The organism is Streptomyces sp. NPDC127038, from assembly GCF_042725875.1.
Taxonomy (GTDB): Bacteria; Actinomycetota; Actinomycetes; order Streptomycetales; family Streptomycetaceae; genus Streptomyces.
In genome coordinates this window covers 1-26,771 of sequence record NZ_JBHXDQ010000017.1, presented here as the reverse complement: position 1 = coordinate 26,771, position 26,771 = coordinate 1, and the positions used below count along the sequence as shown (strand labels likewise).

20 protein-coding genes and 1 pseudogene are annotated in these 26,771 nt (G+C 66.5%); 6 read left to right on the top strand and 15 right to left on the bottom strand.

Translation table 11 applies throughout. The features are described 5' to 3' along the window. Positions 1–93: 93 nt before the first annotated feature. Positions 94–492, top strand: a pseudogene (locus tag ACFWI4_RS15040) (transcriptional regulator); the annotation flags it as partial. 15 nt (positions 493–507) lie between these two features. Next, entirely contained in the window at positions 508–1,050 is a 543-nt protein-coding gene (gene tpg / locus ACFWI4_RS15035) for a telomere-protecting terminal protein Tpg (protein WP_387195505.1), read from the top strand. 142 nt (positions 1,051–1,192) lie between these two features. On the opposite strand, the gene ACFWI4_RS15030 is transcribed toward tpg, so the two are convergent. Further along, the gene (locus ACFWI4_RS15030) at positions 1,193–1,666 is read right to left on the bottom strand and encodes a hypothetical protein (protein ID WP_387195502.1); all 474 of its coding nucleotides are present in this window, start codon (positions 1,664–1,666) and stop codon (positions 1,193–1,195) included. A gap of 294 nt (positions 1,667–1,960) precedes the next feature. Here ACFWI4_RS15030 and ACFWI4_RS15025 point away from each other — a divergent pair, with 294 nt between their 5' ends. Then, positions 1,961–3,019, top strand: coding sequence for a hypothetical protein (locus ACFWI4_RS15025; protein WP_387195499.1), 1,059 nt, complete (start codon positions 1,961–1,963; stop codon positions 3,017–3,019). 90 nt (positions 3,020–3,109) lie between these two features. On the opposite strand, the gene ACFWI4_RS15020 is transcribed toward ACFWI4_RS15025, so the two are convergent. From ACFWI4_RS15020 to ACFWI4_RS14985, 8 genes are all read right to left on the bottom strand, one after another. After that, positions 3,110–4,939: an SIR2 family protein gene (locus ACFWI4_RS15020; protein WP_387195497.1), complete on the bottom strand. Its 1,830-nt coding sequence runs from the start codon at positions 4,937–4,939 to the stop codon at positions 3,110–3,112. Positions 4,940–5,446: 507 nt separating this feature from the next. Next, positions 5,447–6,598: a hypothetical protein gene (locus tag ACFWI4_RS15015; protein WP_387195494.1), complete on the bottom strand. Its 1,152-nt coding sequence runs from the start codon at positions 6,596–6,598 to the stop codon at positions 5,447–5,449. 514 nt (positions 6,599–7,112) lie between these two features. Beyond that, on the bottom strand, positions 7,113–8,003 hold the full coding sequence (locus ACFWI4_RS15010) for a hypothetical protein (protein WP_387195492.1): 891 nt from the start codon (positions 8,001–8,003) through the stop codon (positions 7,113–7,115). Positions 8,004–8,924: 921 nt separating this feature from the next. Further along, positions 8,925–9,347: a hypothetical protein gene (locus ACFWI4_RS15005; protein WP_387195489.1), complete on the bottom strand. Its 423-nt coding sequence runs from the start codon at positions 9,345–9,347 to the stop codon at positions 8,925–8,927. Positions 9,348–9,464: 117 nt separating this feature from the next. After that, positions 9,465–10,046 (bottom strand): hypothetical protein, encoded by a 582-nt coding sequence (locus ACFWI4_RS15000; RefSeq protein ID WP_387195486.1) that lies wholly within the window; start codon positions 10,044–10,046, stop codon positions 9,465–9,467. Positions 10,047–10,157: 111 nt separating this feature from the next. Beyond that, a complete protein-coding gene (locus tag ACFWI4_RS14995; RefSeq protein WP_387195483.1) occupies positions 10,158–10,931 on the bottom strand; it encodes a hypothetical protein in 774 nt (257 codons plus the stop codon). Between the two features lie 63 nt (positions 10,932–10,994). Beyond that, positions 10,995–11,960, bottom strand: a complete 966-nt coding sequence (locus tag ACFWI4_RS14990; protein WP_387195480.1) for a PIN domain-containing protein — start codon at positions 11,958–11,960, stop codon at positions 10,995–10,997. A gap of 497 nt (positions 11,961–12,457) precedes the next feature. Continuing rightward, positions 12,458–13,423, bottom strand: coding sequence for a hypothetical protein (locus tag ACFWI4_RS14985; RefSeq protein ID WP_387195477.1), 966 nt, complete (start codon positions 13,421–13,423; stop codon positions 12,458–12,460). 530 nt (positions 13,424–13,953) lie between these two features. Between ACFWI4_RS14985 and ACFWI4_RS14980 the strand changes: the two genes are divergently transcribed. Continuing rightward, positions 13,954–14,751 carry an HNH endonuclease gene (locus ACFWI4_RS14980; RefSeq protein WP_387195753.1) on the top strand — a complete coding sequence of 266 codons (798 nt, stop codon included), beginning with the start codon at positions 13,954–13,956 and terminating at the stop codon, positions 14,749–14,751. 1,568 nt (positions 14,752–16,319) lie between these two features. Continuing rightward, positions 16,320–18,467, top strand: coding sequence for a hypothetical protein (locus ACFWI4_RS14975; protein WP_387195474.1), 2,148 nt, complete (start codon positions 16,320–16,322; stop codon positions 18,465–18,467). Between the two features lie 111 nt (positions 18,468–18,578). Here ACFWI4_RS14975 and ACFWI4_RS14970 read toward each other — a convergent pair whose 3' ends face one another. From ACFWI4_RS14970 to ACFWI4_RS14950, 5 genes are all read right to left on the bottom strand, one after another. Further along, a complete protein-coding gene (locus tag ACFWI4_RS14970; RefSeq protein ID WP_387195471.1) occupies positions 18,579–21,374 on the bottom strand; it encodes a TIGR02391 family protein in 2,796 nt (931 codons plus the stop codon). A gap of 184 nt (positions 21,375–21,558) precedes the next feature. After that, a complete protein-coding gene (locus ACFWI4_RS14965) occupies positions 21,559–21,810 on the bottom strand; it encodes a helicase associated domain-containing protein (protein WP_387195468.1) in 252 nt (83 codons plus the stop codon). A 309-nt stretch (positions 21,811–22,119) separates the two neighbouring features. Next, the gene (locus tag ACFWI4_RS14960) at positions 22,120–22,326 is read right to left on the bottom strand and encodes a hypothetical protein (RefSeq protein WP_387195466.1); all 207 of its coding nucleotides are present in this window, start codon (positions 22,324–22,326) and stop codon (positions 22,120–22,122) included. A 274-nt stretch (positions 22,327–22,600) separates the two neighbouring features. Continuing rightward, positions 22,601–22,900 (bottom strand): hypothetical protein, encoded by a 300-nt coding sequence (locus ACFWI4_RS14955; protein WP_387195463.1) that lies wholly within the window; start codon positions 22,898–22,900, stop codon positions 22,601–22,603. A gap of 284 nt (positions 22,901–23,184) precedes the next feature. Then, positions 23,185–23,994, bottom strand: a complete 810-nt coding sequence (locus ACFWI4_RS14950) for a hypothetical protein (protein WP_387195460.1) — start codon at positions 23,992–23,994, stop codon at positions 23,185–23,187. 381 nt (positions 23,995–24,375) lie between these two features. Here ACFWI4_RS14950 and ACFWI4_RS14945 point away from each other — a divergent pair, with 381 nt between their 5' ends. Further along, positions 24,376–24,621 (top strand): hypothetical protein, encoded by a 246-nt coding sequence (locus tag ACFWI4_RS14945; protein WP_387195458.1) that lies wholly within the window; start codon positions 24,376–24,378, stop codon positions 24,619–24,621. 415 nt (positions 24,622–25,036) lie between these two features. Here the strand turns inward: ACFWI4_RS14945 and ACFWI4_RS14940 are convergent, their stop codons facing one another. After that, positions 25,037–25,636, bottom strand: coding sequence for a hypothetical protein (locus tag ACFWI4_RS14940; RefSeq protein ID WP_387195456.1), 600 nt, complete (start codon positions 25,634–25,636; stop codon positions 25,037–25,039). Positions 25,637–26,771 lie beyond the last annotated feature (1,135 nt).

The following is a 26,771-nucleotide window of genomic DNA, read 5'->3' as shown; positions in this document are numbered from 1 at the left end:
GCGCTCGCGCCGACCGAGTCGGCGCCCCGGCGGGGTGGTGAGGCGAGGAGCGGCCGGACACTGCACGGACCCCTGGGGGATTTGCTCTGACATCAGGGCTGGCGGCCGGGCGAGCCGTGGCGTGCACTGTCGCGTCCCACGTGGCGGCCGGACATCCGCGCGGCGGTCATCTCCCGCACGCGGATCAACCTGCACCGCAAGATCGTCAAGCATGCGGCGTTCACCGGCCAGTACCCGGTGGCGGTCCTGTCCGACTGCGTCGTCTACGCCGCGAACGGGTCGAGCCCGTTGGACTTCCTGCCCTACCGGGACGGCAAGCCGCTGCCGGGCGGCTTCAAGCTCGGCATCAACCAACCCCGGCCTGGTCAAGCACGAGGGCACCCAGAGCGTGCTGTGGGGCGAGGAGGTCCGCGAGCGGTTCAACGCACCGGAGCTCAATCTCGCCCGGTACATCAAGGATGGCACCGTCACCGAGTGGACAACGGCGAGTAGGGGAGTGGGCAGGCGATGAGCATGTTCGGGGACGGCCTGGACGCCGCGGTGCACCCGGCACCCAAGACTGCGCCCGCGCAGATGCGCTACCTGGTCAAGCAGTTGGGGGGCACCAAGGCGGTCGCCCAGATGCTGCGGATCTCCCAGCGCACCGTCGAGCGGTACGTGAAAGGCCAGATCAAAAAGCCCCGCCCGGACCTCGCCACACGCCTGGAACGCGAGGTGAAAGCCCGCTGGCAGCCCCAGATCCGGGCCAAGGCCCGACAGAAGGCGGCCACCACCGGCGGCATCATCATCGACACCCGCGCCCGCCTCGGCTACACCGCCCCGATCGGATCGACCGACCAGGACCGCATCCGGCACCTGACCGTCGCCCTCCCGCCGCAGTACGCGGCCCGCCTCTTCGACGCCCAGCAGGCCGGCGCCGGCGACCAGGAACTGCGGGAGATCGCCGCCGAAGCGCTGAGGGAGGTGTACTTCCAGGACGGTGGCCGCCGCGCCGGAAGCCTCGAAGAAGTCCGCTTCACGGACGTGGAGCACCTGGAGTTCGAGCTGTAGCCGTGTCCCCGAACAGCCTGCGAGCCCGGACCAGTGTGATGAGTGCGCAAGGTGGCCACCGAGTGCTTCAGGCGGACACTTCGACACTCGGAGTCGGCCCCAGCTGCCCCGGGAGTCGTACGACTTCGCCGCACGAGACTCTCTACTCGCTGGCCGCCGCGTCGGCATGCCCTTCCCCCACAGCAATCCGCTGAACAAGTTCATCGAGCTGACCGGCGATGATCATCCTGCGGCGCTCCAGCAGATTCCTGTAGACGGTCAGAGGTACGGGCTCCCCACTGGATGCCGCCCGTGTCAGCGCGAAGCGGGCCTCCACTTCCAACGCCAGGTAGGCCCTGCGGCGTGCGTGAGCCGCGCGCTGATGCACCTCCGGCTTCAAAAAGGCGATAGCAGCGCTGAGTCCCGCGCTGACGAGCGCCAGCACCGCCGCCGGGATACGGGCATCTGCTGAAGAGAGCCCCGCTGCGCCCGAGATCCCGGCCAGTACGGCAGCGGGCAGTCCAAGCGCGGCATGGGTGAACCGCCAGAACTGCCGACGGAAGCGGTTCTTCCGGGCTTGTTCTTCGCACTCGGTCCGAAGGTCGGCGACCTGACCCCCCACGACGTCATCTGCCATGGAGCGAGCCTGCCAGCCGGGACTCTTATCTGGACGGGGTATCCCTGTTCTGATCGCCACTCCGGCCAACCGTGTGCTCAGAGTGGCCAACTGGCTTTGTAGGTCACAACGGTTGGCAGGTCTGTTGTCGCCAGGATCGCAGCGTGGGCACGCGGCCGGCACCGCGCAGTTGTGCACCCTCGCCAGCGAGGGACATATATGGCCGCGCTCCAACGACGACCGACGGGCATCACCCAGGCGGTCCAGGCCCGAAAATCCCGCACGGATGTCAGCGGCGTTGGCGACACTTGATCCATGACGCTCGACCGTGCCGATGCGGCACCACCACCACTGATCCCCTCCGGATCGGCGTTGAACCCGATGGTGCTGGACCGGCGGATGCTGCTGCCCGTCCTCGACACCAACGCGCTGCTGGTCGAAGCCTGCGCCCTGGCCAAGCACGGCGGCCGGCAGGACAGGGTCACCGCGCTGGCCGTCACCGGCCGCGCCACCCCGTACATCGCCGCGCACGTCCCCGACGAAGCCGACGAACACCTGGCCAAAGTGGCCGCCGACCTTAACGCGTCGGAAGATCAGGCGCGCCGCGTACTCAATGAGCAGATCCTGCCCGCCCTTCGAGTGGTCGACCTCGAGATCCGCGACCACCTGGCCCCGCAGACCCGGCACATTCTGCGGGTCGACCCCAAGATGCCGCGCAAGTATCGGGGCGACCCGGACGACGCGCCCACCATGGCGCTCGCGGAGTTTTTGGGGCCGTGCGTCATCGTCTCCAAGGACAGTGTCTTCTCCCGCTTCGGGTACGCCGTCATCGACTGGATCCCTGTCGCAGAGAGCGTGCTGCGCATAGCCGGCCTGGAAGCCACCGCCGCGAACGCGCTGGTACTCATCGACATCGCGTTCCAGCTGTTCGGCGCAGGCGTTCACCGACTGGCGGTCCTCGCCGCGCACAACCCGCTGGCCGCGACGGCCGCCGTGAGCGGCCTGCTGTGGTGGTGCCACCGCCACGGCCACCTGACCCGCGACAACTGGAGACGCCGCCTGTCGCAGGCAGGGGGTGTGGCAAAGCCGATGCTGGAGCTGGCGCAAGCCGGGATGGCCGAGCACCGGGCGCTCAGCAACTCGCTCCTGGTGGTGGAGCCTCCGGCCTACCCCACCAGCGAGCAGCTCGCGGCCCGGTACCTCGCGCGCTGCGGCCGGCCCCTGACACCCGGCGAACTGCGTGACGCGCTCGCCCGGCGCGGCCACACCGTCTCCGCCGCGCAGCTGAAACGGGACATGCAGACCCACGGCGCGTTCGTCCGCGCCCCCGGCGACCTGTGGACCGTCGGTCGCCAGGTACGGAAGCGGATCTGACCTTGAGAACGTCCGATACGCAGCCACATTCACGGCGCGCCTGGCAGGACGGCTCCCGAAAACGCCGCGCCACCCGTCCTGCGGGGATCACTAACGGAGGTGCCGCAGGTTCTGTGCCCGCCATTGGACGAGGCGCTCGTAGGCCGCTTGCGCCCGTTCGGCGTCGCCCCCGAACGCGCCTGCTCGGAGCAGTGGCCAACTGGGTGTCAGTTCGGCCTTGATCGTGTTGGCGATGTTGGTGTCGTACTCCCAGTGCACGTCGCTGATGAACTCGCCGATCCATGGGAAGGCGGAGTTTTGCGTGTCGTTGTCCATGGAGATGAGGGAGGCGAGGAACTCGAAGCGGGTGCAGGCGGTCTGATACGCCGTGTCGTCGGGTTCGAGGACTCGCAGTGGTTCACGTGATTCCTGGCGCAGGAACCTGCTCTGCGGGAAACGCCATCTCTGTCCGTCCGGTGGGGGCATTACGGAGCTGAGGTCGGCCGGCAGAACACGGACGGGGTTGAGGTAGACGGCTGGCGGCTGGGTCTTGGTCCTGCCCGACAGGGTGGTCCAGGTGGGCTGGGACAGGATGGTCGCCAGGTATTCCTCGCGACGGCTGATGACGGCGGTGACGCCCATGGTCCAGGTGGCCAAGAGCGCCGGGAGGTGCCTCAGTGCCTCCAGTGCGTCGTTGAAGGCACCGGAGAAGCTGCTGCGCATGCGGGTAAGTCGTTCCACGGCGCTCAGCCACAGGGCGTCATGGGTTCCGTCGTCGTGGAAGACCCCGTGGGCCAGAAGGTGCAGCAGGACGTCGCAGTCGGACCGGTAGCCGCGCACGCTTTCATCGAAGATGGGGCCACCCAGAGGGCGCGCCGCTGCCGCCGTTCTGTCGAGGATGTCGGTGACGGTCTGGTGGACGAGGTCGGAGGCCTCGATCCTGCGCACTGGGTCGGGCAGAGCCCGCTTGAGGCGGACGACGGCCATGTCACGGGTGAGGGGCGGGGCCGCCATTCGGTCCAGGGCCTCGACGCGCTGCTGGAGGTCGGTGAAGAGTTCGTCCGCCGTCATGCCCTCGATAACGGCTGCGTTGTGCTGGGCGGTCAGGCGCTTCGCGGCTTCTCCGAGCGTGCTGAAGGACGACCAGAACAACGGATAGCGGCGGGGACGCACGCCTTCCAGGGCCCGTACGAGTGCCGTGTCCCAGTCTGCGGACCAGCCGCAGATGATCAGCCCGTACTCGTCCAGGACCCGCTTGAGCAAGTCCTGTTGCAGGGAGTCGTAGGTCTCCAGTTCGTCCACTGTGTTGAGCTGGTCCAGGTCGGCGTAGTCGCCGTGGAGCTTGAACACTGTCACCGGGGCGTGGGGGAGGGGCATCATCCCCGCGATCTGGCTCGGCCGGCTGATGACCTGGGGCGGGATACCTGCTTCTTCCAGGGCCCGCTCGGTGAGCCGGTCGAAGTTGGTGGTGAGGATGACGCGGATACTTCCCCGCTTCACCAGATGGGCGATCGCGTGGTGGGCGGGCGTGGGACCCTTCGCGCCGGGTTCATCGTCTTCCTGGGGCTGGAAGTACCGGGCGAGCTGTGCCTGGCGAGCGGCTGCCGTGGGGGCCACCGCGCCCAGAAGGCCGGAGTACCCGAGGGCGTCGTCGTAGTACTGCGCCCACCAGCCGGCCGGGTCGGCCACCGCCTTCTCCGCGGCGTCAGGGGCGTCGGGATCCTGCATTGCGGCGACGCGGCCGACCAAGTCCTCGACGATGCCCCACCCGGTCTTCACGCCGGACGTCAGCGAGATTCCGGACCCGAGCAGGAGCGCGTATACCCCCGGGCTGGCGTGAACGTTCAGGGCGAGCGCAGTCTTGGCGTCCAGGATGCGGCCGGGCGGTACCGCAAGAGGCGCCTGTGCGATGGGCTCTGGCCTTGTGCCGTCAGTTTCCATGGGGGTGCTCCTTTCCCAGGCGGCGCTCGGAATGTTCCGTATCGCCCGTCCACGGAACACCCTATCATTCATTATCGTCACAGAGACGATAATGAATGATAGTTCGTCGCGTCGTGCGTTCGACGGGAAAAACTGCTGCCGCCGAGACCGGTTGACCTGCCCCCATCAGGCAGGCGAACAATCAGGCGAGAACGATGGACCCCACCGCGAGGTCCGAATGATCGGCATCAGCATCTTCCACTGCCCACCCCGGCCCACCACCAGCCGCCCAACCCCGACGAGCACGCCGACACCGACACCGACACCGACCGGCCGGCGGGGAGTAGATCCTGGCGCTGCTTTAGGCGAGATGCGGCCCAGTACCGCGCTGCGGCTCGCCCTGACGCCGGGCGAGCTGTGTGACGCATTCGCCCGCGCGGCCCACATCATCTCGGCCGCGCAGCTGAAGCGGGATATGCAGACTCACGGCGCGTTCGTCCGCGTTCACTCGGTTGGCGGGGGATCGGGCTAGTGCTGTTGCCCGTACTGCTGGATCGCATGCGATGGAAAGGCTCGGGCCATCCAGTCTGACGGTGCCCCGGCTTTGCTCAGTGTTTCGATCTGGCGGTCGTAGGTGCCTCCTTCGGGGCTTGCGTGGATTCGCAGGTAGATCGGGTCGCTCTGGTTCCCACGCCCTTTCTTGTCGTGTCTGTCGAAGTAGAAGGAGCAGCTGTGCCCCCATTGATATGGGGCGTTCGGCTCCGCGCAAAAGCAGAATCGGTCGGAGACGGTGACGGGCAGTCCCCAGCGCGGGTGGCACAGTCGTTGCAGGAGCTGATCGTGCCAGCAGGCAAGAGGATGGGCTGTCCGGGCGTCGATCTTCCAGCCGGCACCGTCGTCCCAGCATTGAACACGGTAGAAGGCAGCGACGGTGTGGAAGAGCGCGATACGCCGCAGCAAAGCGCTCCCCATTGGGGCCCGTTGGGCGCGTGAGTCTTCGAGACTGGGATAGGCGCCGATGTGCGCGGACTCCACTCGATCGAGCCGTGGAGTCCTCCAGAGTGGTCGCAGGCCGTTGGCTTCGCACCAGTGCTTGTACCGCCTTTCGATCGGTTCCCATCCCTCCCGCGTGCCGCTGGGCAAAGCGAGGACGAGGCTCGTCGGATGCCCTAGCTCTTCGGCCAGGTGCAGCTGCATCTGCCGCCGTCGGAGGTCGGTGGCACTGATCCGGAGACCGAGGATGCCGCGGGGTTCGTCCCCACTGCCGGCGGCAGGGGCAGTGGGCAGCAGACGCGACAGGCAGTGTGCGGGGAAGGAGTGGCGCTGTCTGCCGATGTAGGGGTCGAGATGCAAGGTGATGGAGGCCCGGGAGCTGGTCACTGCCGTGATACCGAACGGATGCGCGGACAAATCCGGAGACATGCCGAGTTGTTCGAGGATGTGGCTCTCAAGTAGTGCCTGTGCTGGCGTGGCTGGCTGAGCTGGGTGGCTGGTGCGAAGGCCGGTGCGGCGGGAGCGTCCGCTGCATTCTGCCCAGTAGTCGAGCTTGCGGGACTTCCACGAAGAGTGACGGCTCACCACAGTGTCCTTCCGGCATGCCTCGGCCCGATCCCGGCACGCTGATGAAGTCACTGACGGGCTGTTGCTGATGATTTCGGTGGTACGGGCCGGAGCAGTCATACGCTCCTTGCGCTGCGCCACACCGGATCGGGCGGTAGTCGCTGCGTGGCCCGCCTCGGGCCACGTTCATCCTCCAGCAGAAGCCACGCCACGACAGACGACACCAGCACAGCTTCACCCGGATGATGAGCAGCGAGCACCCGCTGGCCCGCTCATCAGGTCGGGAGCGCAATGTGGAAACGGCCGCGACGCGGGCGCGTACATGCTCTGGGCAGCGCCGATCTCGCTACCTGTGGAGACCCTTCCGTCGCCCGGCAGGGCGGCAGAAGATCGATCTTCTTCTAACGCCCTGGTGTGTTCCGTCGCAGCGACCGCAGGCCAAGGTCGTACGCCATGGAACCGAGGGCTAGTACGACGAGGGGCCACACAAGCGGCGAGTTGGGCAGGATCTTCCCGCTCGCGATCAAGGAGCCAAGCGAGCTTGTGCCGAACAACGCAGTGCATGCAGCGAACCGTGGTTTCGGTACGACGATGACCAGCTTTCCCGAATTGCGCGGATTCCGCTGCTGCGTGTTCATCGGCCGGTTTCCGAATCTTGAGGGCCAGCGCCGTTTGTCGTGTGCCTGCGGCCGAGCCTTTTGAGCTTGCGCCGTACTCGCTCGCCCACCGAAGCAGGGCATGGTGCGCCAGCCAGGGCGGCTGCCTCTTCCCAGCTGCCGACTTTCCACGAAGCCCAGGTCAAGGCGACCAGGCGCTCCATCGGCTCCAATGCCTCAAGGATCGCGGCCAGTCGCGGGTCGTCGAGGTATGCGCCCGTAGCGACTTCCTGCGGATCCAGGCCGCCTCGAACCAAGTCGTGCAGAGTTGAACCATCGTCACCGAGTGGTAGGTCCAGCGACACGAGCCGGCGTCCTCCGACGCGATGAGACCAGATCGGTACCAATAGGCGATGCTCGCGTCGAGCTTGGCGCCTAATCTCCCTGGAGACGTCCTGATAGGCAGGTGCAGCCGTATTGACCTGGGAGTAGCCCGAACCGTCATCGTCGATCTGGTACCACCATCGTGATTGTGGGGCATGCAGAGCGGTGGCTGCTGCCTCGTTCCACTGAGGCCCCTGGGGCAGGCACAGTTCGGTCCGCACATACTCCGTGACGATTGCGGCGTTCAGGGCCCGAATGGACTGATTCGAGAACTCGTCGTACTCGCTCCAGGCGCGGTTGTCGACGCTCCGGCCGGCAGACGCATACAGGGCTTCCCATGCAGCGTTGAACGATGGGGGCTGGTCGGACGGTGCCGCGATGACCTCTTCCAGATGGAGCTTGGCTATCGCGCGGAACGTCTTGGTGCTCGTTAGCGAGGGGCGGCCAGACTCGGCTTTCACGTGCCGGTTTCGGAGCGTCCTGAGCGCCTCGGCTCGTTGCCGACCCGCTGCTTTCTTGTCCTCGGGCTTAAGGTCGTGCTCCATGATGCCTCCCTGCGGTGTTGGTGGGTCTACCCACCAGCTCCCGCACGCCACTGATTCGGCACTCTCCCATCCGTGAATTTATGTGACGTGCATCACGCCCGTCTGTGCAAAATGGCGTCGCCTGGCGTCCGGGGCCTTCCTTCAGCGAGCTGCGGCAGGGAGAGGCCGGCAAGCGGGACCGGGACCAGCTCCACCAGTCGGCTTCACCGGCTGGGCGGGGGCGGGAGATGCGCCAGTCGTAGCGCCAGGACGCCAGGTCGCCGCTCCAGTCCTCGCCTTCCCGGGTGGCGTGCTGGTGCGTGTGTCTGCCGTAGGGGACCGAACAGGGTGTTCTCTGCGAGCCAGCACACCGCGCCGCCTAGGGTGTTGATCTGCCGCTGGGCGGAGGTGGGCTGCACGGTGGTGAGGGCCTGGCCGCGCGACCGCACAGCCGAGTTGACCGTGTGTACACCTGACTCGACCTCTGCTCACCACGGCGGCCGCCGCCACGGTGGTTCTCGCGGCTGCTCCGTCGGCCACTGCCGCTGTGACAAATCCGCTAAGGATCACTGCATGATCGATGCGTTGAGCTGTTGGTCTTGTGATCGTTGCGGGATTGCTGGTTGGTGTGATGTGTCGACCTGAGCTGGGGTTTCGGCAGAGGTTGAGGAGCCGGAGAGGCTCCTGAAGTGCGAGTTCAGTGATCGCTTCGGAATGTGGTGATCGGCGCAGGATTTCCTATTGCCGGGCTCCTGCGGTGATCCGTCGTGATTCGCGTCAGGGACTGTCGAGCCGTGCTCTTCAACGTAAGTGCAGCGTCGAGTTCCTGGCGGTGCAGAAGACGTTGTCCTCGGCCTGGCCGGCACCGACTCCTACTGCCTCGCCACCACTTGCGCCCACGCCCGAGCAACAGGCCACGGCCGACTGACTTCTTGGCAGGGTTCAGAGTGCCATCGGCCGGTACTTCAGAGCCGCATCGACAATCTGCTCCGCAGAGGCGTCCTGGAGGTCGTCCGAGGTGTGGGAGGTCAGGTCGCTCACGTGGGGATGCGGCACGTTCGCTTCCAGGAGTCGCAGGTAGTAGTCGCTCTCGGGAGAAACCGTCAGCAGTCTGCGGACGATCTCTACGAGTTCGTCCCGGGTGATGTCCGTGATCCTGGGGTATGCCGGACGGGCCGCCTCCGTCGCGAACTCCTCCAGGCTCCTGCTGCCGTCGTACTCGGCGAAGTCGAGGGCTACGTAGTTGTGTCCGGTCATGGCGTTGAAGGCCGCGATCGCCTCGCCCGCCGCCTCCGGGCGGGTTTCCAGCAGGTCAGCGATCCGCTCCACCTCGGCGCACAGCTCGTCCAGCCGCTGGCGACTCACGGGCGGGGGCAACAACTCCGGTCTCAAATCCACAGCCGAGAGTCTGCTGAGAGCGGCCGTCGGACGCCACCGGAGCTGACAAGATCGGCGCGTCAAGTGATGGGGGCTCCGTCCGGCTCAGCGCCAGCCACCGAGCCGCGGTTGCGAGTACTCGCCGAACAGCGGGCCGTAGACATCGCCGTCATCGGTGGCCACCACGCAGGAGGGCTCGGTCCGTGATGCGGCCTCTTGCAGACGAACGACAAGGTCAGAGACAGGAAGGACACGCAGCGACAGGGCCGCAGCCACCCGGGAGCGCTCTTCGGCGATCTCCGGATTGTCCTTGGCCAGATACCTCTCAAGGTGCTGGGCGGAAGCCTGCATGACCTCCACGTCGCCGCCGCCGGAGAAGACCAGGCAGTCCCGCCACTGCAACCCGACGATGATCTCCAGCGCCCCGGCCAGGTCATCGGCGATCAGCCCGCCGGCCCCGTCGGAGCTCGCGTACACAACTGCGCGGCGACCGCTTTCCTCGGCGCACAGGAAGTACGCCCCACCGGTGAAATCTCCTGCGATTGGTTCCAACGGCGCACCCGAGGCCAGCCGCAGGCCGTCACCGCACTCCCTCCGCGCGAGGTCGAACTCGAAGGACGCCCGGAGCAGGCCGTGGATGTCCGGCATGCTCCGGATCAGATCGAGCAGATGATCACCTGAGGCCATGACCTAGACGATAGCCAGGGCCGCCGACCGTCAGGAACCGGACTAACCGTGATGCCCCCGGCGGACACCGCACGCGGCAGCCGCGTCATCAGATCAGTCTGAAACGATCAGTTAGCCGGATGTCTCCCACCTGGTGGTGAACAGCGCGCATTCGAGGAGGTCGGGGGTCGCGCCGGACGGCCAGCCTTCATGAGCGGCCAGCTGGTCGGTGGCGGCGTGCATGAAGGAGAGGTAGACCCGGTAGCGGTGGGGCGTCCAGTTCCCGTCCGACCACACCCAGGCGGCGATGGAGCCGTCTGCATCGTGGCCTCTCTCTCGGCCGACCGCAGCCGCTATCTGCCGCAGGCGTCGGGCCAGCACGCGGTCGAGGATGAGCGGCCGCACGCCGTGGACGGGCTCCAGTGCGAGGCCGGTGAAGTAGAGGAACTTGGTGAAGAAGGCCGGTCCGAGCCCGGGCACCTGCCCCTGAAGCGCGGCGTACGCCTGTGGTGCACCGTGTTCGCGCAGTGCGGTGACCGCGGCGGCCAGCGTCGCGTCGAGGCCGTCGTGGGCCAGGATCTTGTGGAGGGTGGCCGGTCCGCTGCCGCCGGGAGTGCCGCGCTTTCCCTTGCCCCACACGTACGTCGCGACCAGCGCCTCCTTGAACGCCTCCCGTTGCAGCGCGTCGGCGACTACCGAGGCGACCTCTGCCCTGCTGACCGCAGCGTCACCGCCTGCGGAGGTGGGCGCCAGCGCTTCCGGCCACGGAGTGATCTGCGCCCATCGGCCGGGCGTGTAGCGGACGGAGTGCGCGCCGGGCGTCCTGTCCGCGTAGGCAGCCGCGTTCGTCTTCCACCAGCGGCCCAGCGCCCGTACGGCGGCGTCGGGCAGCAGGCGTGCGGCCATCTCGCGGGTCCACCGCGTCCGCACGCTCCTGGCGTCCCCACCCGTCCGGTCCGTCCTGCTCGTTCACGAGCCGCTCCCTGTCTGACGCGCCGCCGAGTCCGGGGAAGGGGCGCCTGAGTCCTTCAGTTCGGGCTGCTGCGGTACGCCCCCGCCCGGCACGAGCTCGGCGGCTGCCTGTTCCAGTTCCTGCCGGCGAAGTTCGCCGCCCTCGATCAGGTACGTGTCGGGCAGGGGCCGTGCCGGCAGTCCCCAGGCTCGGGCGCGGGTCCGTACGCCGATGTCGCGGGTGACGACGACCACCTCTGCGGGAGCGACGGCTTGGTGCAGCCGCAGTGCCGAGGCCACCAGCTCGTCGTCCGGCACGGGAAGGCGGGCGTGCCCGGGCTCATCGGCCGCGATGAACACGGGGGTTCCGTCGTCCGCGGCGGCTTTCCCGGTTCCCGCTTCCAGCACCGTTTCCAGCAGCCGGAACACGCCGCGCGCCCGCCGGGAGATCTTCCTGTCCCCGGTCTGGTAGCTCTTGGTGTCGATCTCGTCGACCACGACGTGCGGGACCATGACCGCGGTGCCCTTCCCGAACACCTTCTGCCAAGGGACCTTGTCGAACCGCGTGAAGTGCAGCGTGGTGTTCGTGTCCAATACCGCGTACCGGCCGGCACCGGCGTGCCCGTACCGCTCCTGCAGGGCACGCACCCGGTTCGCCACGGTTTTGAAGTAGTCGTGAAGCTCGATGAGTTCCACATACATCATTCGCAGGGCCTCATCCAGCGGCGCGGTGAGGATCGCCCGGTAGCGGCCCGCGCGCAGCTGTCCCGCGATCTCCCGGTCGCTGAACCGCCGGTTGAGATCCTCGGCAGCCTTCCAGGTCCACTGGTCGTACCGCTTGCGCACGTCCCGCATCTCAGCCTCGGCCTCCACGCCGGTCCTCATCGTGTGAGGGAGCCGGATGGAGACGTCGTTGAGTCCAGCCAAGAGATCGTTGTCCAGGAAGTTGGTCGCGTCGGCACAGGTCGTTCCAGCTCTCAGCATGCCTTTGTTCTCTCCCCCCGACGGGGCTCGGTGCGCCCCGACCCGGTCCATCCTGTCAGCGCCGGCACCGCGGATCCTGCTACACCGCTGAGCCCACTGGCACCGTTGTCACCACCAGCACCGACCGCAACTCCGTTCACCCCCACGCCTGCACACACGGGCGACAGGGAGAGCCTGCCGGGCAACGGCAGGCCGATCGCCGGGTGGAGGACGGACCCGGCTGCCCGGTCGCCAAGGTAGTGCCGGGCCTCGTTCAGCCACACCAGGGTGCGTGGGCCGACACGGTGCAGGTCCTCCAGCGCGGCGCCCGCTCGGGGAGGGGCGAATCTCCCAGCCACTGATCTTGTCTCGAAGGAACACTCGCGCTCCCAGACCGAAGCCGTAGTGGCGGACGCGATCAAGATCTACTGCCCGGAGATGGCTCCTAGCCTCCCGCCCGGTCTGCGCCGCTGCCCATTTCAGCCCGAGGTTTGCGGACACAGCCTAGGGCTGCTTACTCAAGAAGCATTCTGTGGTGACTGCTGGGTCTGAGCGGCTGCGTCCGCCGCCATTTTCGCCATCCACTCATTCATCTGGACTTCAATAGCCGATAGCGGTAGGTCCGGCATCTTTACGTCCATGATGTCGATCCCGGTCGCATCCATCTGCTCGATGGTCGCGAGCGGCAGTGTGCACAGACTGCATCCGTATCCGCTGTAGGCAGCACGGCGTTCAGCACGGCCAGCGTCGCCCAAACGACTCATGACCAGCAGCACGACTGCGTTTGGGTTGTCGCACGCCGGGCAAGCGACCCGACCGAAGAGGATGGGGCCCTCCTGCATGGTGGGGAATCCGACGAGACCTCCAAGCCTCGCTTCGTCCTTGAGGAGCTGCACGGCCGTAGCAGGCAGCCGTTCAATCCGCTCTGCGTAGCGGTGGCGAGCCTGCTCAATGTGCCGTTTGACGTCCCGCTCGACTCGTTCGAGCTGGTCGTTGAGAGAGATGTCGATCAGGGGCTTCCAAGCGCCCCAGTACTCGTCGGGATCAAGCCCGAGTTGGGCAAGCAACGCGTTGGTCGTGCGGCCGAAGGTGGCTAGGACGTCCGCGCTGTCCGCTTCAGCGGGTCCGAGGTGGACGACACCGTTGCGCAGCTCGATCAGGTCGTCCAGCGCTGGGTCCTTCGGCAGCCATCCCGCCGACCGTATGCGTATGAGAGCTGCCGAGGCGCTCACGGTGCGTATCCGCTCGCCGTATGGCCGAAGTCCCGCGAAGTGCAGGAGCACACGGTCGTCCTTGACGGCTCCGGTCTCCATGAGCAAGACGGGGTTGGTCTTGGCCAGGGCCGCCTTCATCAGGCGCTCTATGCTGACGCCCGTATGCAGGACGAACACTTCGTCGTCCACGTCGCGGTGGGCTTGCAGCGCGAGCCCGGCGAACTTCTTTGCTCCGGCAAGCAGGCTCTCGAACGAGAGAGAATCATCCATGGAGGGACGGTAACCGCCCATGTACTACAGGTGCGATCGAATTGAGCGACTCGGCCCCGAGGTGAACCACACCCAGAAACTCTCCGAGGCCGGGGACTTGTTCAATTCAGGAAGCCCGAGTGAGCTTGAGCATTGAGTTCGTACGGACGATGGTGTTCGTGGCGCTCATCAACGTCTCGACGTGTCCGGCGGCCAAGGCGTCGGTAACAAGGTCGACTACCGTCTCGCGGAGCCCGGCCGGACTGCCGGCGCAGGATCGGCGAAAGAGGCAGCGATAACGTCTTCGTCGGGCAGCCCAAGCTCGGTGCGCAAGAACAGCAGATAGTCCTGCAACGCGTCCATGTTGCCGGGGCAGCGGGGATCGAGTGTCTCTGCGATGGCGTAGGCCAGTGACTCCTCGCTGGTGCCGCTGCGCTGTGAGATGGTCTGCTCCCAGGAGATCCAGACCGGGTGTTGCAGCTTGCGCGCCGCCCCCTAGGGTTCCATGCGTGCCGGACCTGTGTCAGCTGGTTGAGGATGCGGAGCGCCCGATGAAAGCGACCTCTGGTGCTTCGTTCGTCCGTGGCCGCCGTTACTGTTCCTCCTCTGCTTCAAGAACGGCAAGGGGGAACGTGTCTACCGCACAGTCTGCAATCCCACGGGGGAGCCGTGCTGATCAGCCGACATGGGTCTGGCTGATGGTTCTCACCGCGCACCAGGGACTCTGTGTCTATTGCGGAAAGAGCGCGACAACGCTGGACCATGAGGAGCCGGTGAAGGACAACGGGGCAGACATCTGGTGGAACTTCGTCCCGGCGTGTGAGAGCTGCAACAAGCGGAAGAGCAAGCGCACTGCGAAGAGGTGGGCCGCAGACATGGACCTGAGCTACCTCTTCCCGAAGGCAGGTTTCAGCACGAAGCCCATGCGTCCCCAGGTGTATCGCGGTATTCCGGGGCGCGTGGAGCGAGCCCAGAGGGAGATTGCCGACACTGACCGACGCGACTGGTTCCGTCACCACTTCGGCGGAGAGAAGCACACGAACAAGGCGGGCATGTTCGAAGTGCTCGAACGCTGCAAGGAGGAGTTGAAGAGCTACCCACACAAGCCGTGGACAACGCCGAAGGTTCGCGAGACCAAGGCGGATACATGCGTCCGCCGGATGTGCTGCCCATGGAAGCATCCCGACGCCTGGGTCTTTGCGCCGACGATGATCCTCGCGAACAAGGAGCGCGAGGCGTTTCGCAGAGCGGCGTACCAGACACAACTCGGCGAGGGCGAGCTCCTTGTTCAGCTGGTGAAGCGATACCTAGCTGAGCGACGCCGTGACGTCGGCGACTTGGAGTCGTGATCGGGCTCGCATCCCCGGGCGTCGAGTATTGGTAACGCTCTCTCGATCACACGAGATTACGAATACGTAATCGGTCCGGCTCGCTCCCATGTGGTCGCTGCCTGCCAGAGCCGCGGCCCGCAGGTCGGCGAAGCGGTCGTTCTTCGGCACCTGCGCACTTCCCTCGGGATCCTCGCGGGCAGGGCTCCACGCTGGATGGACGAGCGCTGATCTGCAGACGGGCTGGGTCTCGCGGGTGGATAAGTTCGTGCTGGCCCTGGCGGCGCGCGGGGTGACAGACCGGTGGGCAGTCCAGCAGCGGGCCTGGACCGAGCAACTGCTGAACTTCGGCGCACGTCCGGTGTGGGAGGTCCAGCCCGCCGACATCGACGGCTGCCTGGTGGCAGCTCGCAGGCGGGGGCCGGGACCGCAGACCCGGGGACGGATGCCGCAGGCGGCCTACCGGTTCAGCCAGCCCCGGCGCCTGGCCCGGGTCGGAGTGCGCATCCTGCCCTCCGGCTGCACCCGCCCTGCCGGGAGGCAGCCGCACGCCAGCTACCCGCCGTGCCACTCCGCAGAGCACGGTGAGGAGCCAGCATTCCTTCCTGGCGCCGGGCGCGATCGCCCTCACACCAGAGGCGAGGCAATGATCTCCATGTGTCTTCACGAAACCCTCTCAACTCCTCCAGTGTGATGTCATGATCACGCACATGGATGTGAACAACAGGACGGCTGTGTGGCTTCTGTCCTTGGGCGCGATCGTGGCAGGGCTCGGCCTGTACCTGGGGGCTGCTCCGATGGGTAACTGTGGATCTCCTTGGTCTCCCGACTGGCAGGCCGCGGACAAGGAGGCCCGCATCGGAACATTGACCGGGGCCATGACCGGCTTCGGATACGACGGAGACCCTCGTCAGGCCTGTCGTGATCAATTCGGGTCCCGCGGAACCCTGGGCACCGGCCTGGTGGTGCTTGGCGGAGGATCCCTGGTCGCCGGCGCGATCACGCGCAGCAGGAGCGGGCCGGGGCCACAACCCTCATCAACGACAACCGCAGCAGGGGGGCCGCCAACTACGCCACCCGACGCGAAGGGTTCGCAGGCCAGCGCGTAACGGTGCTCCTGCAGCCAGGTCGACCATCGATGCATCACCCGCCCGCCTTGTGCGTCTGCCAAGGCCCGCTATGGAGACCGCGCAGCGCGGCCGCAGTTCGGTCGGGCGGGCGAAGAGACCGACAGGCCAAGAATGACTGCACCCCCCTTGAGTCCATGGACAGTCCCGTCAACTCGGTCTACGTGCAAGGCCCCATGGTCCCCGGGAGCCATCACACGAGCACCGAACGCGGCTCCCGGTTGATGCTGATGTGAGTCGGTGAAGTGCGAAACTGGGCAGGTGCCTGATCAGTCCTTCTCTTTCCTTCCGTTGTCCTATGCGGCTAGGCCGCCTCGGATCGTTGTGGTGGCGCCACACGATGAAGGGCATTGGGTGCAGTGGGCGGCGGCAGCCCTTGCCAGGCTGTCGAGGGTGTGGGGCTGCAGCGGAAGCGTGGTGGTGCCTGCCAGCGCGGTCGGACATCCTGCAGTGGAGCGGTGCTTGGCCCGACTGCATCCCGATCACGTGGTTGCCTACGGCCCGTCGTGGGCTACGTATGACGCCCTGTACCCCGGCGCGATCGAACGGCTGCTTGCCCAGAGGAATATCCCTGACGATTCCGCCGCAGTGCAGTTCAAGGAGATGCTGCGCCAGGAACCGTGGAACGGCCGCGCCGTGCACGAAGCAGAGGCGGCTGCCAACAGCCTTCGTTCACGCTTGGGCGCAAACCGGCGGGATGACCACGCCCAGTGCAGTCATCTGTTTGACGACGACAACGCGCATGAGCTGACGTCGTTGGCCGAGGTGGCCACGGGCCCCGTCATGGGTGTGCCGGCAGCTCTCGTGAACACTCCGGAGGCTCTGGCCTACGCGATGCATGTCGGCATCGAGGCATCCGGCACTGACGTCAGCGGAGACGTTCTGGGCGAGCAATGGCGGGAGGCAGCCGTCCGCGGCGCCGAGTCGACGCTGCTGTCGCAACTGCACTCAGGCAGAGCAGGTCGAGCCCGCGCGGCCCGGTCACACGAAGCAGCACTGTGTGTTCCGATCAGGCGAGCTTTCCAGAGCCGGGAGCGCATTGCCGTCCTGGGGGACCAGCCGGAAGACTTCGCGCTTGCCGAGACCCTCCGGCAGATTCGAGGCGCGGTTTCTTGGGTTCCCTGGACAGAGACAGACCTCAACGACATGTGGTTGTTTTCCCGCAGTGCATCGGAGCGGCTGCTGGTGACGAGCGCGTCGTTGAGCCTGGAGGAGACACAGCAGCGTATCGACATGCGGTGGGACAAGCGTCCTGTCAGGTCTATCGATCCTGAGGAGGAACGCTCATTCGACGTGGTTGAATCCGGCGACATCGATCTGGCTCACCCGTTCATGGTGGTTTTGAAGAACGCCTGGGACCAACCACGCTCTCTTCCCGCCACCATGGAGCCGGACGGTTCACTTCAGACGTCGCTGTCTCTCGCTGCGGAAGTCCCTCGCGGCCTTGATCCGGACAAGCACCGCTGGCAGGTCACTCTCACCGCCGCCAACCACCCGGTGCCGCCTCTCGTCGTATTGGAATCGTCCACGGTAATGGCAACAGGCCAAAACCCATGGGAGACCTTTGTCCGCGCTGCGGACGGAGGCATCACCTACTGGTCGCACCGCTACGACTTCGTACCGAGCGGGGCATCGCTGGCCGGTTCACTGGCATCGCCTGGCCTGGCCTGGCCCGGTATCAGGCGCATCCTGCGGGTTGCCGCCTCATCGAACGACAGCACTGTTCTTCCCAGCCCCGCCGGTAAACGTGCTGCCATCACTGAGCGGCTCCTTGGGTCCCGCGCCGCCTTGGAGGCTCTGGCCGCCAGCCCGGGCTGGCCTCTCTTGCACCGCTTCGCTCCCGACGCACCGAATGAGGTTTGTCCAGAGGGCAGTTGGTGGAAGCTGAAATCTGCGGTCGTGCTGTCCTGGGAAGCCATCGCAGCGCACGACGACAGAGGCTGGGATCTGACCACTCGCAGAGAGCAGATCGACCAGTGGACATCGCAAGGCGTGCTGCGTCGCGGGTTGATCCTGAGCTGCGATCACTGCCCCATTCTGGAGTTCTATCCCCTGGCCGAGATCAGCCAGAGCTACCGTTGCCGGCGTTGCGGAGGAGGTAACCAGCTCACCAAGAGCCGCTGGAAACCAACTGCAGACGAGCCCCGTTGGTTCTACGACCTGCACCCAGCCGTACTGGAACTCGTCACGAACGATGGAGACGTACCGCTGCTGGCCACCCAGTACCTGCGCAGCCAGTACGCCGCTCGCCAAGCTTTGGTATCTGAGGAGTTCGAACTTCTCAAGGACGGCAAGCGGCTCGTTGAGATGGACTTTGCCCTTGCCACTACGGAGGAGCTATGGCTTGGGGAAGCCAAAAGCAACGATTCTCTCGGCACGAGCCCCGGCAGGCGGCGAGGTGAGGCCGGCAAACTCATGGAAGGGTGCGCACTTGTCGGCGCATCTGGTCTCATTTTGGCCACCACCAAAACTCAGTGGGCACAGACCACCATTGAGGCGCTCAAGCAAGAACGCCAGGGACGTCTGCGCGCTGGAAAGGTTGTGCCCAGGATCAGTCTGCTGACCGGGCTTGGAACGTCACCGAAGCTCGTTCCTTTGGGCAGTACGTGAGACGTGTGTGCAGAGACTTACCGCCAGGAGATCCTGTGTGCTGGAGCCGCCCAGGCTGACCTCGCAGGAGATTAGCTGAGCGGCCCCGCCACGGTCTTCGCGCCGCGCTCCTTATGGCAGGAGTCTGCGGATTGCTCCGGCCCCGAACTCGGCGACGTAGATGTCGTTGGTGGAACTGGTGGCAAGTTGACCAGGGTTGGTGAGGTCGGCGGCCACTTCGCGGATCTTGTTGGGGTGGAGGCTGAAGATTCGTCCTCCGTTGAAGTCGCTGAGCAAGAGGGAGGACCCGGCCAGGGTTATTCCGTTGAGGCCTGCAAGCCTGTGATCGTCAAGAAGATTGGAGGCTGAATTGGGTTCAGCGAGTGGGATGCTCCATAGCGTGTTGTGGTCCTGCCCGGTGGCGGGGCCCGTCGAGGGGGCGCAGAGGACCAAGAGGGAATCGGCACTCCTGGCCATGGCGACCGGGGTTCCCTGGACATGGGTGAACTCGTGCGCGGTGCCGTCCATCTCCACGCGATAGACCGCTCCGTTGTCCATGGCAGTGAGCAGAGCGTCACCGTTCCACACGAAAGCCATCGGCACGCCTTCCGCATCCGGGACCACGACTTCGCTGCTCTGGTAGTCGTCGGCGTGGTGGAGTACCAGAATGGCGCGGTCACCGACGACGCGGACCGCGAGTTCTCCGTCATCGCGAGCGCTGACCGTGTCCGTGCCTTGGTCGTAAGGGGACACCGGGGGCACCGCGCTGATCATCCGGAACGCGCCGTCCTTGGCATCGAGCCGCCAGATGTAGCGGCCGCGCGTGCTGACAACGAGCCCCCGAGAGGTCCAGGCAATGCCGCTGACTGGTGGAAGACCGGTGAGCAGTTCGGTGGCAGTCCAGCGAGGATGGGCGGCCACATCGACGCGGGCTTCTGCGTAGCACCCGTTGTGCTGGCAACGCAGTGTGGTGACGCCCGGATCCTTCGCGCGGACCACGTTGTTCTTGAAGAATGCGATCTTTTCGTCCGCGCTCTGCACCTCAGGGCCATTGATCGGCTTCGTCCATGTCGCGGTGCCGTCGGTGTAGTGGCCCAGGACGCGCAGCGGAACTGTGTCTCCGCGACGCAGGCGCAGAAATCCTGGCTCGATACTGATCCGCATCAGACGTTCGTCGTGGACAGGAGCGCTCGGCTGGCCATCGAGCACAGCCGCGCCATCCCAGACAGGTCGGAGAGGTCCGCCGACATGGTCGCGTGCCCAGGCAGGCCCGACTTGCTCACGCGAGCGTGAAGGGCGCCACTCGACGTAGTGACCTACCTGGTAGGCCTCGTGGGTTGGGACCATGCGCTGGCTAGCCACTCCAGCTTCCAGAACTTCCAGCCGGACCCCGGAGATCTCTAGCAGTTGCTGCCCGAAAGCGTCCCCGTAAAGGGGGACGTCCACTTCCACGACGCGGTGCCAAGTCGAGCGCCGCGGGTCATGCACCAGCCACACCGTGTGTGCTGGCCCGTGGCGGGTTCCGTCGACCAGATGGACACGGTGCTCGCCCGGAGAAACCGCGGAGACGTCGACCACCAGGGTCCCGGGTCGGAAACTGCGCGTGGTCAAGGGCACGGTCTCGTCCAGCCAAGCCCGGACCTGAGACCCGGACTGGTCGACCCACAGCGTGAGATCTCCCCGGCCGTACTGGTATCCGCGGACCGCTGGCGCACGTTCGATGTCGCGATCAAGTAGATCCAGCAAGGAACTGGCGTGAGCGAGAATACGCAGGCACTCCCGTCGTGACACGCACGGCAGACTGGGCCGGTCCTTGTGAGAGCGGTCTCCCTTGAACAGCCCGACAGCGCCAGAGAACAGCTGGACCATGCGGTCCATATCGCCGTCACGGTCGGAGATACGGATCGGGTTCGTCTTCTCCTTGAAAGCTGTCTTGATCAGCACGTCTCCAATCGCGGAGTTGCCCGACCGCTGCTGGACCTCGTCTTCCAGCCGCCGGAATGCAGCGAACACAGCTTCGTCGTACAGATCAGCGCGCAGTGCCGCCTGGCACGAGTCCAAGATCTCTTCGCGCAACAAAGTGAGCAGCACATCAAGACTGTGGTCCTGGGCCGGCGCCAGCCGTGCCTCGGCGGCTCTCCCGGGTGCCTCAGTTGGTGGCGCGACCCTGGGAGTGTCAGTGAGCCCGTGCATCTGCGCAGATGCCGCTGCTGCGCGCTCGCGCTCCACGGTCTCGGTGTACCGCAGAAGACCTTCCACTCCATGCACATGCCGGTAGGGGCGCAGGCGCGGCCGATCCACAGTGAGGTGCCACAACCAGGGCTTCTGCGACGGCCAGCCGCCGCTCGTCCAGAAGCCCGGAAGTAGATCCGCGAGAACCCTGACACGGGCCACTGACCCGCGTGCCGCCTCTACATGTGCTGGCACGTCCGCGTCGTTGGAGTCCGAAGATCCTGCCGAGGAGGCAGACACGGGGCCGTCCGAAGGTATGGGCGTGTCGGCTGCACTTTGCTCGTTCCTGCTGTCCGGCTCGCCGAGCCACAGGCCCTCGGCCTCGGCGAAGGCCTGGCTTGTGGCTACGAGCGGGACTTCGGCGGGGCTGGTGTCATTGCGCTCAAGCTCCACAGCCCAGGCCATGAACCGCGCCAGCAGTTGCAGGTCCTCTGCACCACCGTCGCATGCAGCTACCCCTCGAAGGGTCAGTCGGACCGGATCGTTGCCGGAGAAGCCGTGTGCCTGCCACGGGCGGAAAAGATAGGCGTCAGGAACAGCGAGGAGTGCGGCTTGTGCGTCCTCGATGTGCATCTCTCTGTCAACCCATAGGTCCACCGTCGTGAACGTGGGCCAGTCACCCCGCTGCTTCAACAAGGCGTAGACGGCCTGAAGAAGCTCCCGGGTACCGGCGTCAATGCCTGCCTCATGAGTCACAGGCATGATTTTCCGCCGCCAAATAGCTTTGCGGACCGCTTTTGGCTACGGCTCAGTCAATTGCAGAAACAGCCTGAAGTCCGTCCGAGAGGCGGCGCACTCAGGAGCGCGTACGCAGCACGGTCTACCCTCATGACTCACCGAACGCGCAAGCCCGACCTGCGCTCAGCATGAAGGCCGTATGTCAAGCCCAGCGCATCCCCAACTCATCGAGCTCTGCCCGTCGTCCAAGGCTCAACTTGTCTGCCCTGCGCCGGGTGTTGTCGAGCCATCCCCCGAGCCGGACGGAAGTACCACTCCTCCCCTCTTCTTCGGCCAGCTCCTCGATGTGCTTCCGCGGGATGTGGAGGTGGCCTTCGCGGGCGTGGAACTGGCGGGCGGCAGCGAGGTGGATAGTCCACCGGTCGGCTTGTGTCCGTCGCGTCGGCTGCGCCACAGCCTCCTGCGGTGTGACTGGCTTGAGGCCCAGGACGTTGTCGAAGAGTCACTGCTGCAGAGGTGTCGGCTTCTCCCAACCCGCCCGCTGCGCGCGGGCCCAGGCGCCGAGGTCTTCGCCCTGCACGATCACCTCGCCTGCGGCTCCAGGCAGCGCCCCGCCAGCTCGGGTGTGTGCGAGCATCAGTGCGAAGCTGCGTTGCCAGTCGCGCGGCATGAACCGCACCGCCCGTACTACCTGACCGGTACGCCGCGCGGTGCACAGACGGCACCCGTACGCGGCCGGCCCCGCCACCGTGGATGCCGCCCGCTACCGCGCCTGCGCCACCGAGGCCTGCCCACCGCTGCCGATGCCGGGCTTGTCCACGGTGAAGGCCGGCAACGCGCGGGCCAGCACCGCCGGCTCAACCCCGCACAGTTCGGCGAGCACCCGCCGCCCGGCCTTGTCGAGCTGCAGCTCGGCGTCGGCCCCCACATCGCCGCCTCGTGCCGGGCGGTGGAACTGCGCCCCGTCCATAGCCGCAGCACCTCGGCGACCGTCAGCCCGTAGCGGGCCGCGACCCGGTGTACGAGCGAGGACGTCAACTCGCCCTCCAGCGCCGGGAGACGGAACATTCCCACTCCCGTACCGCGCGGATACCCGGCACCACCGGCGTCGTCCATGGACACCAATCCTCACCACCACAGACACCGGCTGCCCGGGACATCGCAGAAATGCCCAAGCGGCTCCCACCCTGCAGCTCCGGCTCCCGGTCTCAAGAGCCCGGACCGGCCCGCGCACCGCAGCGGCCTCAGGGCGAGTGAGGGGCGGTGGAGGGATCTTCGGAGGTGCCCGTGCTGCAGGTGCGGGTCAGCGCGCACAGAACTGTCGCCCGCTCACTGTCCGGCAGGCCGGGAGCGTGGGCGAGGATCATTTTTCTGAAGGCGTCGTCGCGCTGCATGCGTTCACGGTCGATGAAGCAGGCCCCCAGGCGCGGGGCCATCACCAGCAGGGCTGTCAGGATGGCCAGGACCGCGGCCGGTCGGGGGAGTGCGGCGGCGATGGTGGCGATGCCGGCACCACAGGCCGCTAGGTACGAGGGGATTTTCACGCGGCTCTCCGTGAGGGGAGGGCGGGCAGGAGGCGGACACCTGCGTGGTGTCGTCCGCGGGGGTAGCCGCGCGGTCGGCCCAGCCCTCGCCATGCGGTATGCCTGGATGAGGTGCTTGAGTTAAGCGTGGCACAGATTCCGGCAGGCGTTGCCCCGGGGCTCCCTCGCCCCCTGAGGGACTGGTTCGGGGGCGCTGCCCAGCAGGGCCACGCGACCCTGCTGGGCGCGAGGCACTGTCCCGCGGCGAAGGGGAGCCACCGGCGGGAACACGACGCCGAGGACGGTCAGCGCGGATTCGGCGGGCCGGTCCGGGACTGCCCGGCACGACGGTGCTGCTCGGCGGCAAGCCGCTTGGCCTTGCGGCGGACCCGCTCGCCGAACGCCTCCGGAGCGAGCGCGCCGGTGACGGCTGCGGCCTCGGTCCACGTGGTGCCCTCGCCCTCGGCGTAGGCGAACACGACGGCACGCTCCGCCGGCTTTAGGCCGCGCAGTACGGCGCCGAGCCGTTCGTCCTCGAACACTCCGCCTGCGGTGTGCGCGAGCAGGTCGACATGGGTGGCGACCAGGTCGTGCAGCGACAGCCCCTCGCCCAGGCTCGCGTCGAGGGACAGCACCCGCCCGTGCCGGGTCCGGCGCCGCCACAGCGGCACCAGCTCCCGGTGCACCGTGCGGGCCTGCGCCTTCAGGACGTTGAGAGCGCTCAGAGGCAGGTGCCCGGTCTGCAGCAGGGAGGCGCACCAACTGCCCAGCACGGCCGTGGACACCGCCTGGCGCCAGCGCTCGCTGCGCGGCACCAGCAACACGTCGCGGGCGAGGCGGTCCGTGGCGCCCGGGGGAGGGGGCATGTTGATGACGGCTTGCTCCGCGCCGCTCGCGTAGGCGCGGACCCGCAATGCGTCCATCAGTTCCGGCGAGAGAACGGCCTGTGTCGGTACCAGCACCGGGCTCTCCCGGACGATGTGCATGCCGCCGTCGCCGTCCGGCGCGACGAACAGAAGCTGGTCCGTGTTCGGGGAGGCAGGGGCGAGCAGGTCGGGGTTGACGAGGACCTCGGGGGCACACAGTCGCTGGCCGGGGCCGGGCTCAGGGATCACGATGGTCGCTCCTTGCTGATGCGGGCGGTTCACCCTCCAGTCCCGGGGGACAGCCCGACTGGCAAAGAATCTTGAGGAGTTCTGCAGTGCAGGACGCCGGGGTGCTCGGTACGCCGCCTCTTTGCAGACGATGTCCGCCGGCTGCGGCTGATCTATCAGATTCGGGGCGTCTGCGCGCTGTTATCTCCTTATCGGCCCTGCCGGCCGCTCATGGGCGCTTCACTCGCTGTGTCAGGCGCAGAGGTAGGCGAGCCGACATGTCGCCGACCCCTGTTTGTGATCCGTGAACCACGACCCGGACTCCTGCACCCAACCGGCCGCCCGCAGTCGCTCCGGCTTCTGCCTGAACCCTCCCAGCAGTACCTGAGCTTTACTGTCGGCGTGGAACTCAGTTCTGACCACTTCATGGTCGAACTGAGAGCACCCTGCCACTGGTTCGACCTCTGTCACGAAGGTATCGAATCAGTGGATGTGCTGACTCTGTGGATCCTGGCCGTAGCGGGCGTCGCCAGCGTCCTCCTGTTCACCGTGCGCGGCATTTTGGACCAGCTCCCCGAGGTCTTCGCTGCCTGGCACAGGGCGAAGCGAGCGATCCGCGGCGAGAGTGATGACGACCAGCCCTGCTGACCGCCGGGGCATCCCCCGGCCTTCTCGCGGTCCGCGACCCTTCCGTCTTCTCGGGCGCCTGCGAAAGCCTGGGACTGTGATCGGTGCGGACGTATGCCGAGGTTCATCACCGCAGGACCGGCGGGCTGGGCGCGGCGGTACGCAGCCTGACCGGACGCTGCTGTCGCGGGCCGTCAGGGTCGCCGACCGTTTCGACCCTGACAAACGAGTCCCGGCACACCATCCGTTACCGGATTCCGGCGGCGCCCTGAGCTCCCCTGGGCACCTCAATTGGTTGGAGCCCCGCTGGAAGGGGGTGATGGCTACGTCTACGGCGTCGGCTGGGGCGAGGAGCAGCGGGCCGTACTTTCGGCGTTGGTGCCGCGCCGCTTGAGATCTTCGCCTGCGCTAGCCCTTGTTCAGAAGACCGTGCGTCTCAGATCCAGGAATGGGCGCCGGGGTGTCCGGAGACTGCTCGGCAGATCGCGAAGTCTTCGTCCTCAGGATCGGCTACCGCCTCACAGTCCGGTCCCTCCATGATTTCGTAGCCGGTCAGGTCCCAGGAGATCCACCAAAGTGTCTGGGTTGTGGAGTCGAAGTCCTGGGACTGCCCCAACACGCTGTGACGCCCTGTGTGGCCGGGTTCCAGCTCACAGGCAAACGGGTTCTCGACCGCGAAGGCAGCCTCGGGCAGGTCGTCGAGGCGGCGGATATCGCTGTCCTCCAACGTGACCTGGGCCGGACACCTCGTGGCCCAGTGAGTGCACTTGTGCGCCTCTGTGTGGCCGGCCGGCAATTGGCACGTCGAGCACTTCTGCAGTACTCGTACTGTGCTGCCCCCGCTTCCCCAGAGCAGATATGTATAGTCGTCGTCCTTCTCGGGCTCCTCCAAGAGGTACACGTCGACGACGTGCTGGCCCGAGTGCCCGGGTGCGAGATCACACGGACCGGCCTCGAGGCCGGCGTCGTCTTCGTACAGGCCGAGCCGGTCGACATCGTTGGCCGTGTAGGTGTACGTATCGCCGCATCGCTTCATGCCACCACCCTGACAACGCCATCTGGGTCATGGTGGCTGGACAGGTGTGCTTCCCTCGAAAGCCTGACATACAGCGTCGCTCAGCCTGTCGCAGGACGATCAGGCGCCTCGACTGTGGCGGTCACGATCCCGGCCCCGCATTGGTCAGCCCTGGCGTACAGACGTGTTCGGGTCATGCCGGCGCAGGAGCTACTGCGGGTGCGCCTCTGCGAAGTCGCGTGGAACCCGACGACTGGGTCTGATCGCATCTCCTCCGGCTGCGACAACTGCGACGCGCAGGTCCTGATGGGGCAGGCGAAAGGCCAAAGGCATGGTGATCCGCGGACCAGCGGTCCTGGGTCACGGTGCATGAGGAGACTCTGTTCGGGCCGCTGCTGGCCGTTGATCTGACGGGGATTACTGGGTGATCGTCAGCGAGGAGAGGCACAGCACCGGCCGCTGGATGTGCGACATCCGGGACCGGTGGGTCGAACGCTAGGTGGCTCTGTTCTTCAAGTGAAGGACCGGCGCTTGGTGTTGGACGGGAAGCTGGCGAGGTGAGGCCGACGGAGTCGACCTCACCCTGTGGTTCCTGCGCAGCAAACGCGCCCAAGCCCCGTCGGACCACAGCGATGGGCAGGGCGGATCTCCCAGAGCTCAGCCCCGCACGGCGTGGCGCGGCCGGATAGGTCCCACGGTTTCTCGATCCCCAGGCCGAACCCTCCCGTGACGCCGCGCCGACGGCCGAGCTTGCCCCCATGGCCAGGGTGAGTGGGCACCAGGAGGGCGCTCACACAACTTGACTGTGCGCCGGAGGCGCGTCGGCTGCCTGACGGGAGGAGGTGGGCGCCCGGAGGGTGCCCACCACTCCTCACATCGCGCCCCTGACAAACCCTCATACCCGCACCGGTCCGGCAGGGTTGGGCCCGGAGGGACCAACCCTGCCCGGATTCCGTGGAGTTCTCATCCCACGGAATCCGCCCATCAACTCTCCTTTCCTTTCAAGGAATTCGGAGAATTCCTGATAGACCCTCAAATCGTGCCGGAGGCACGCAGGTTTATGAACTTCGCCCGGAGGGTGAATTCATAAACCGCCGCCGGAGGCGGAATGCTTTTCGCGCGGGGACGCGCGAAACGAGCGGAGCGAGTATTCGGC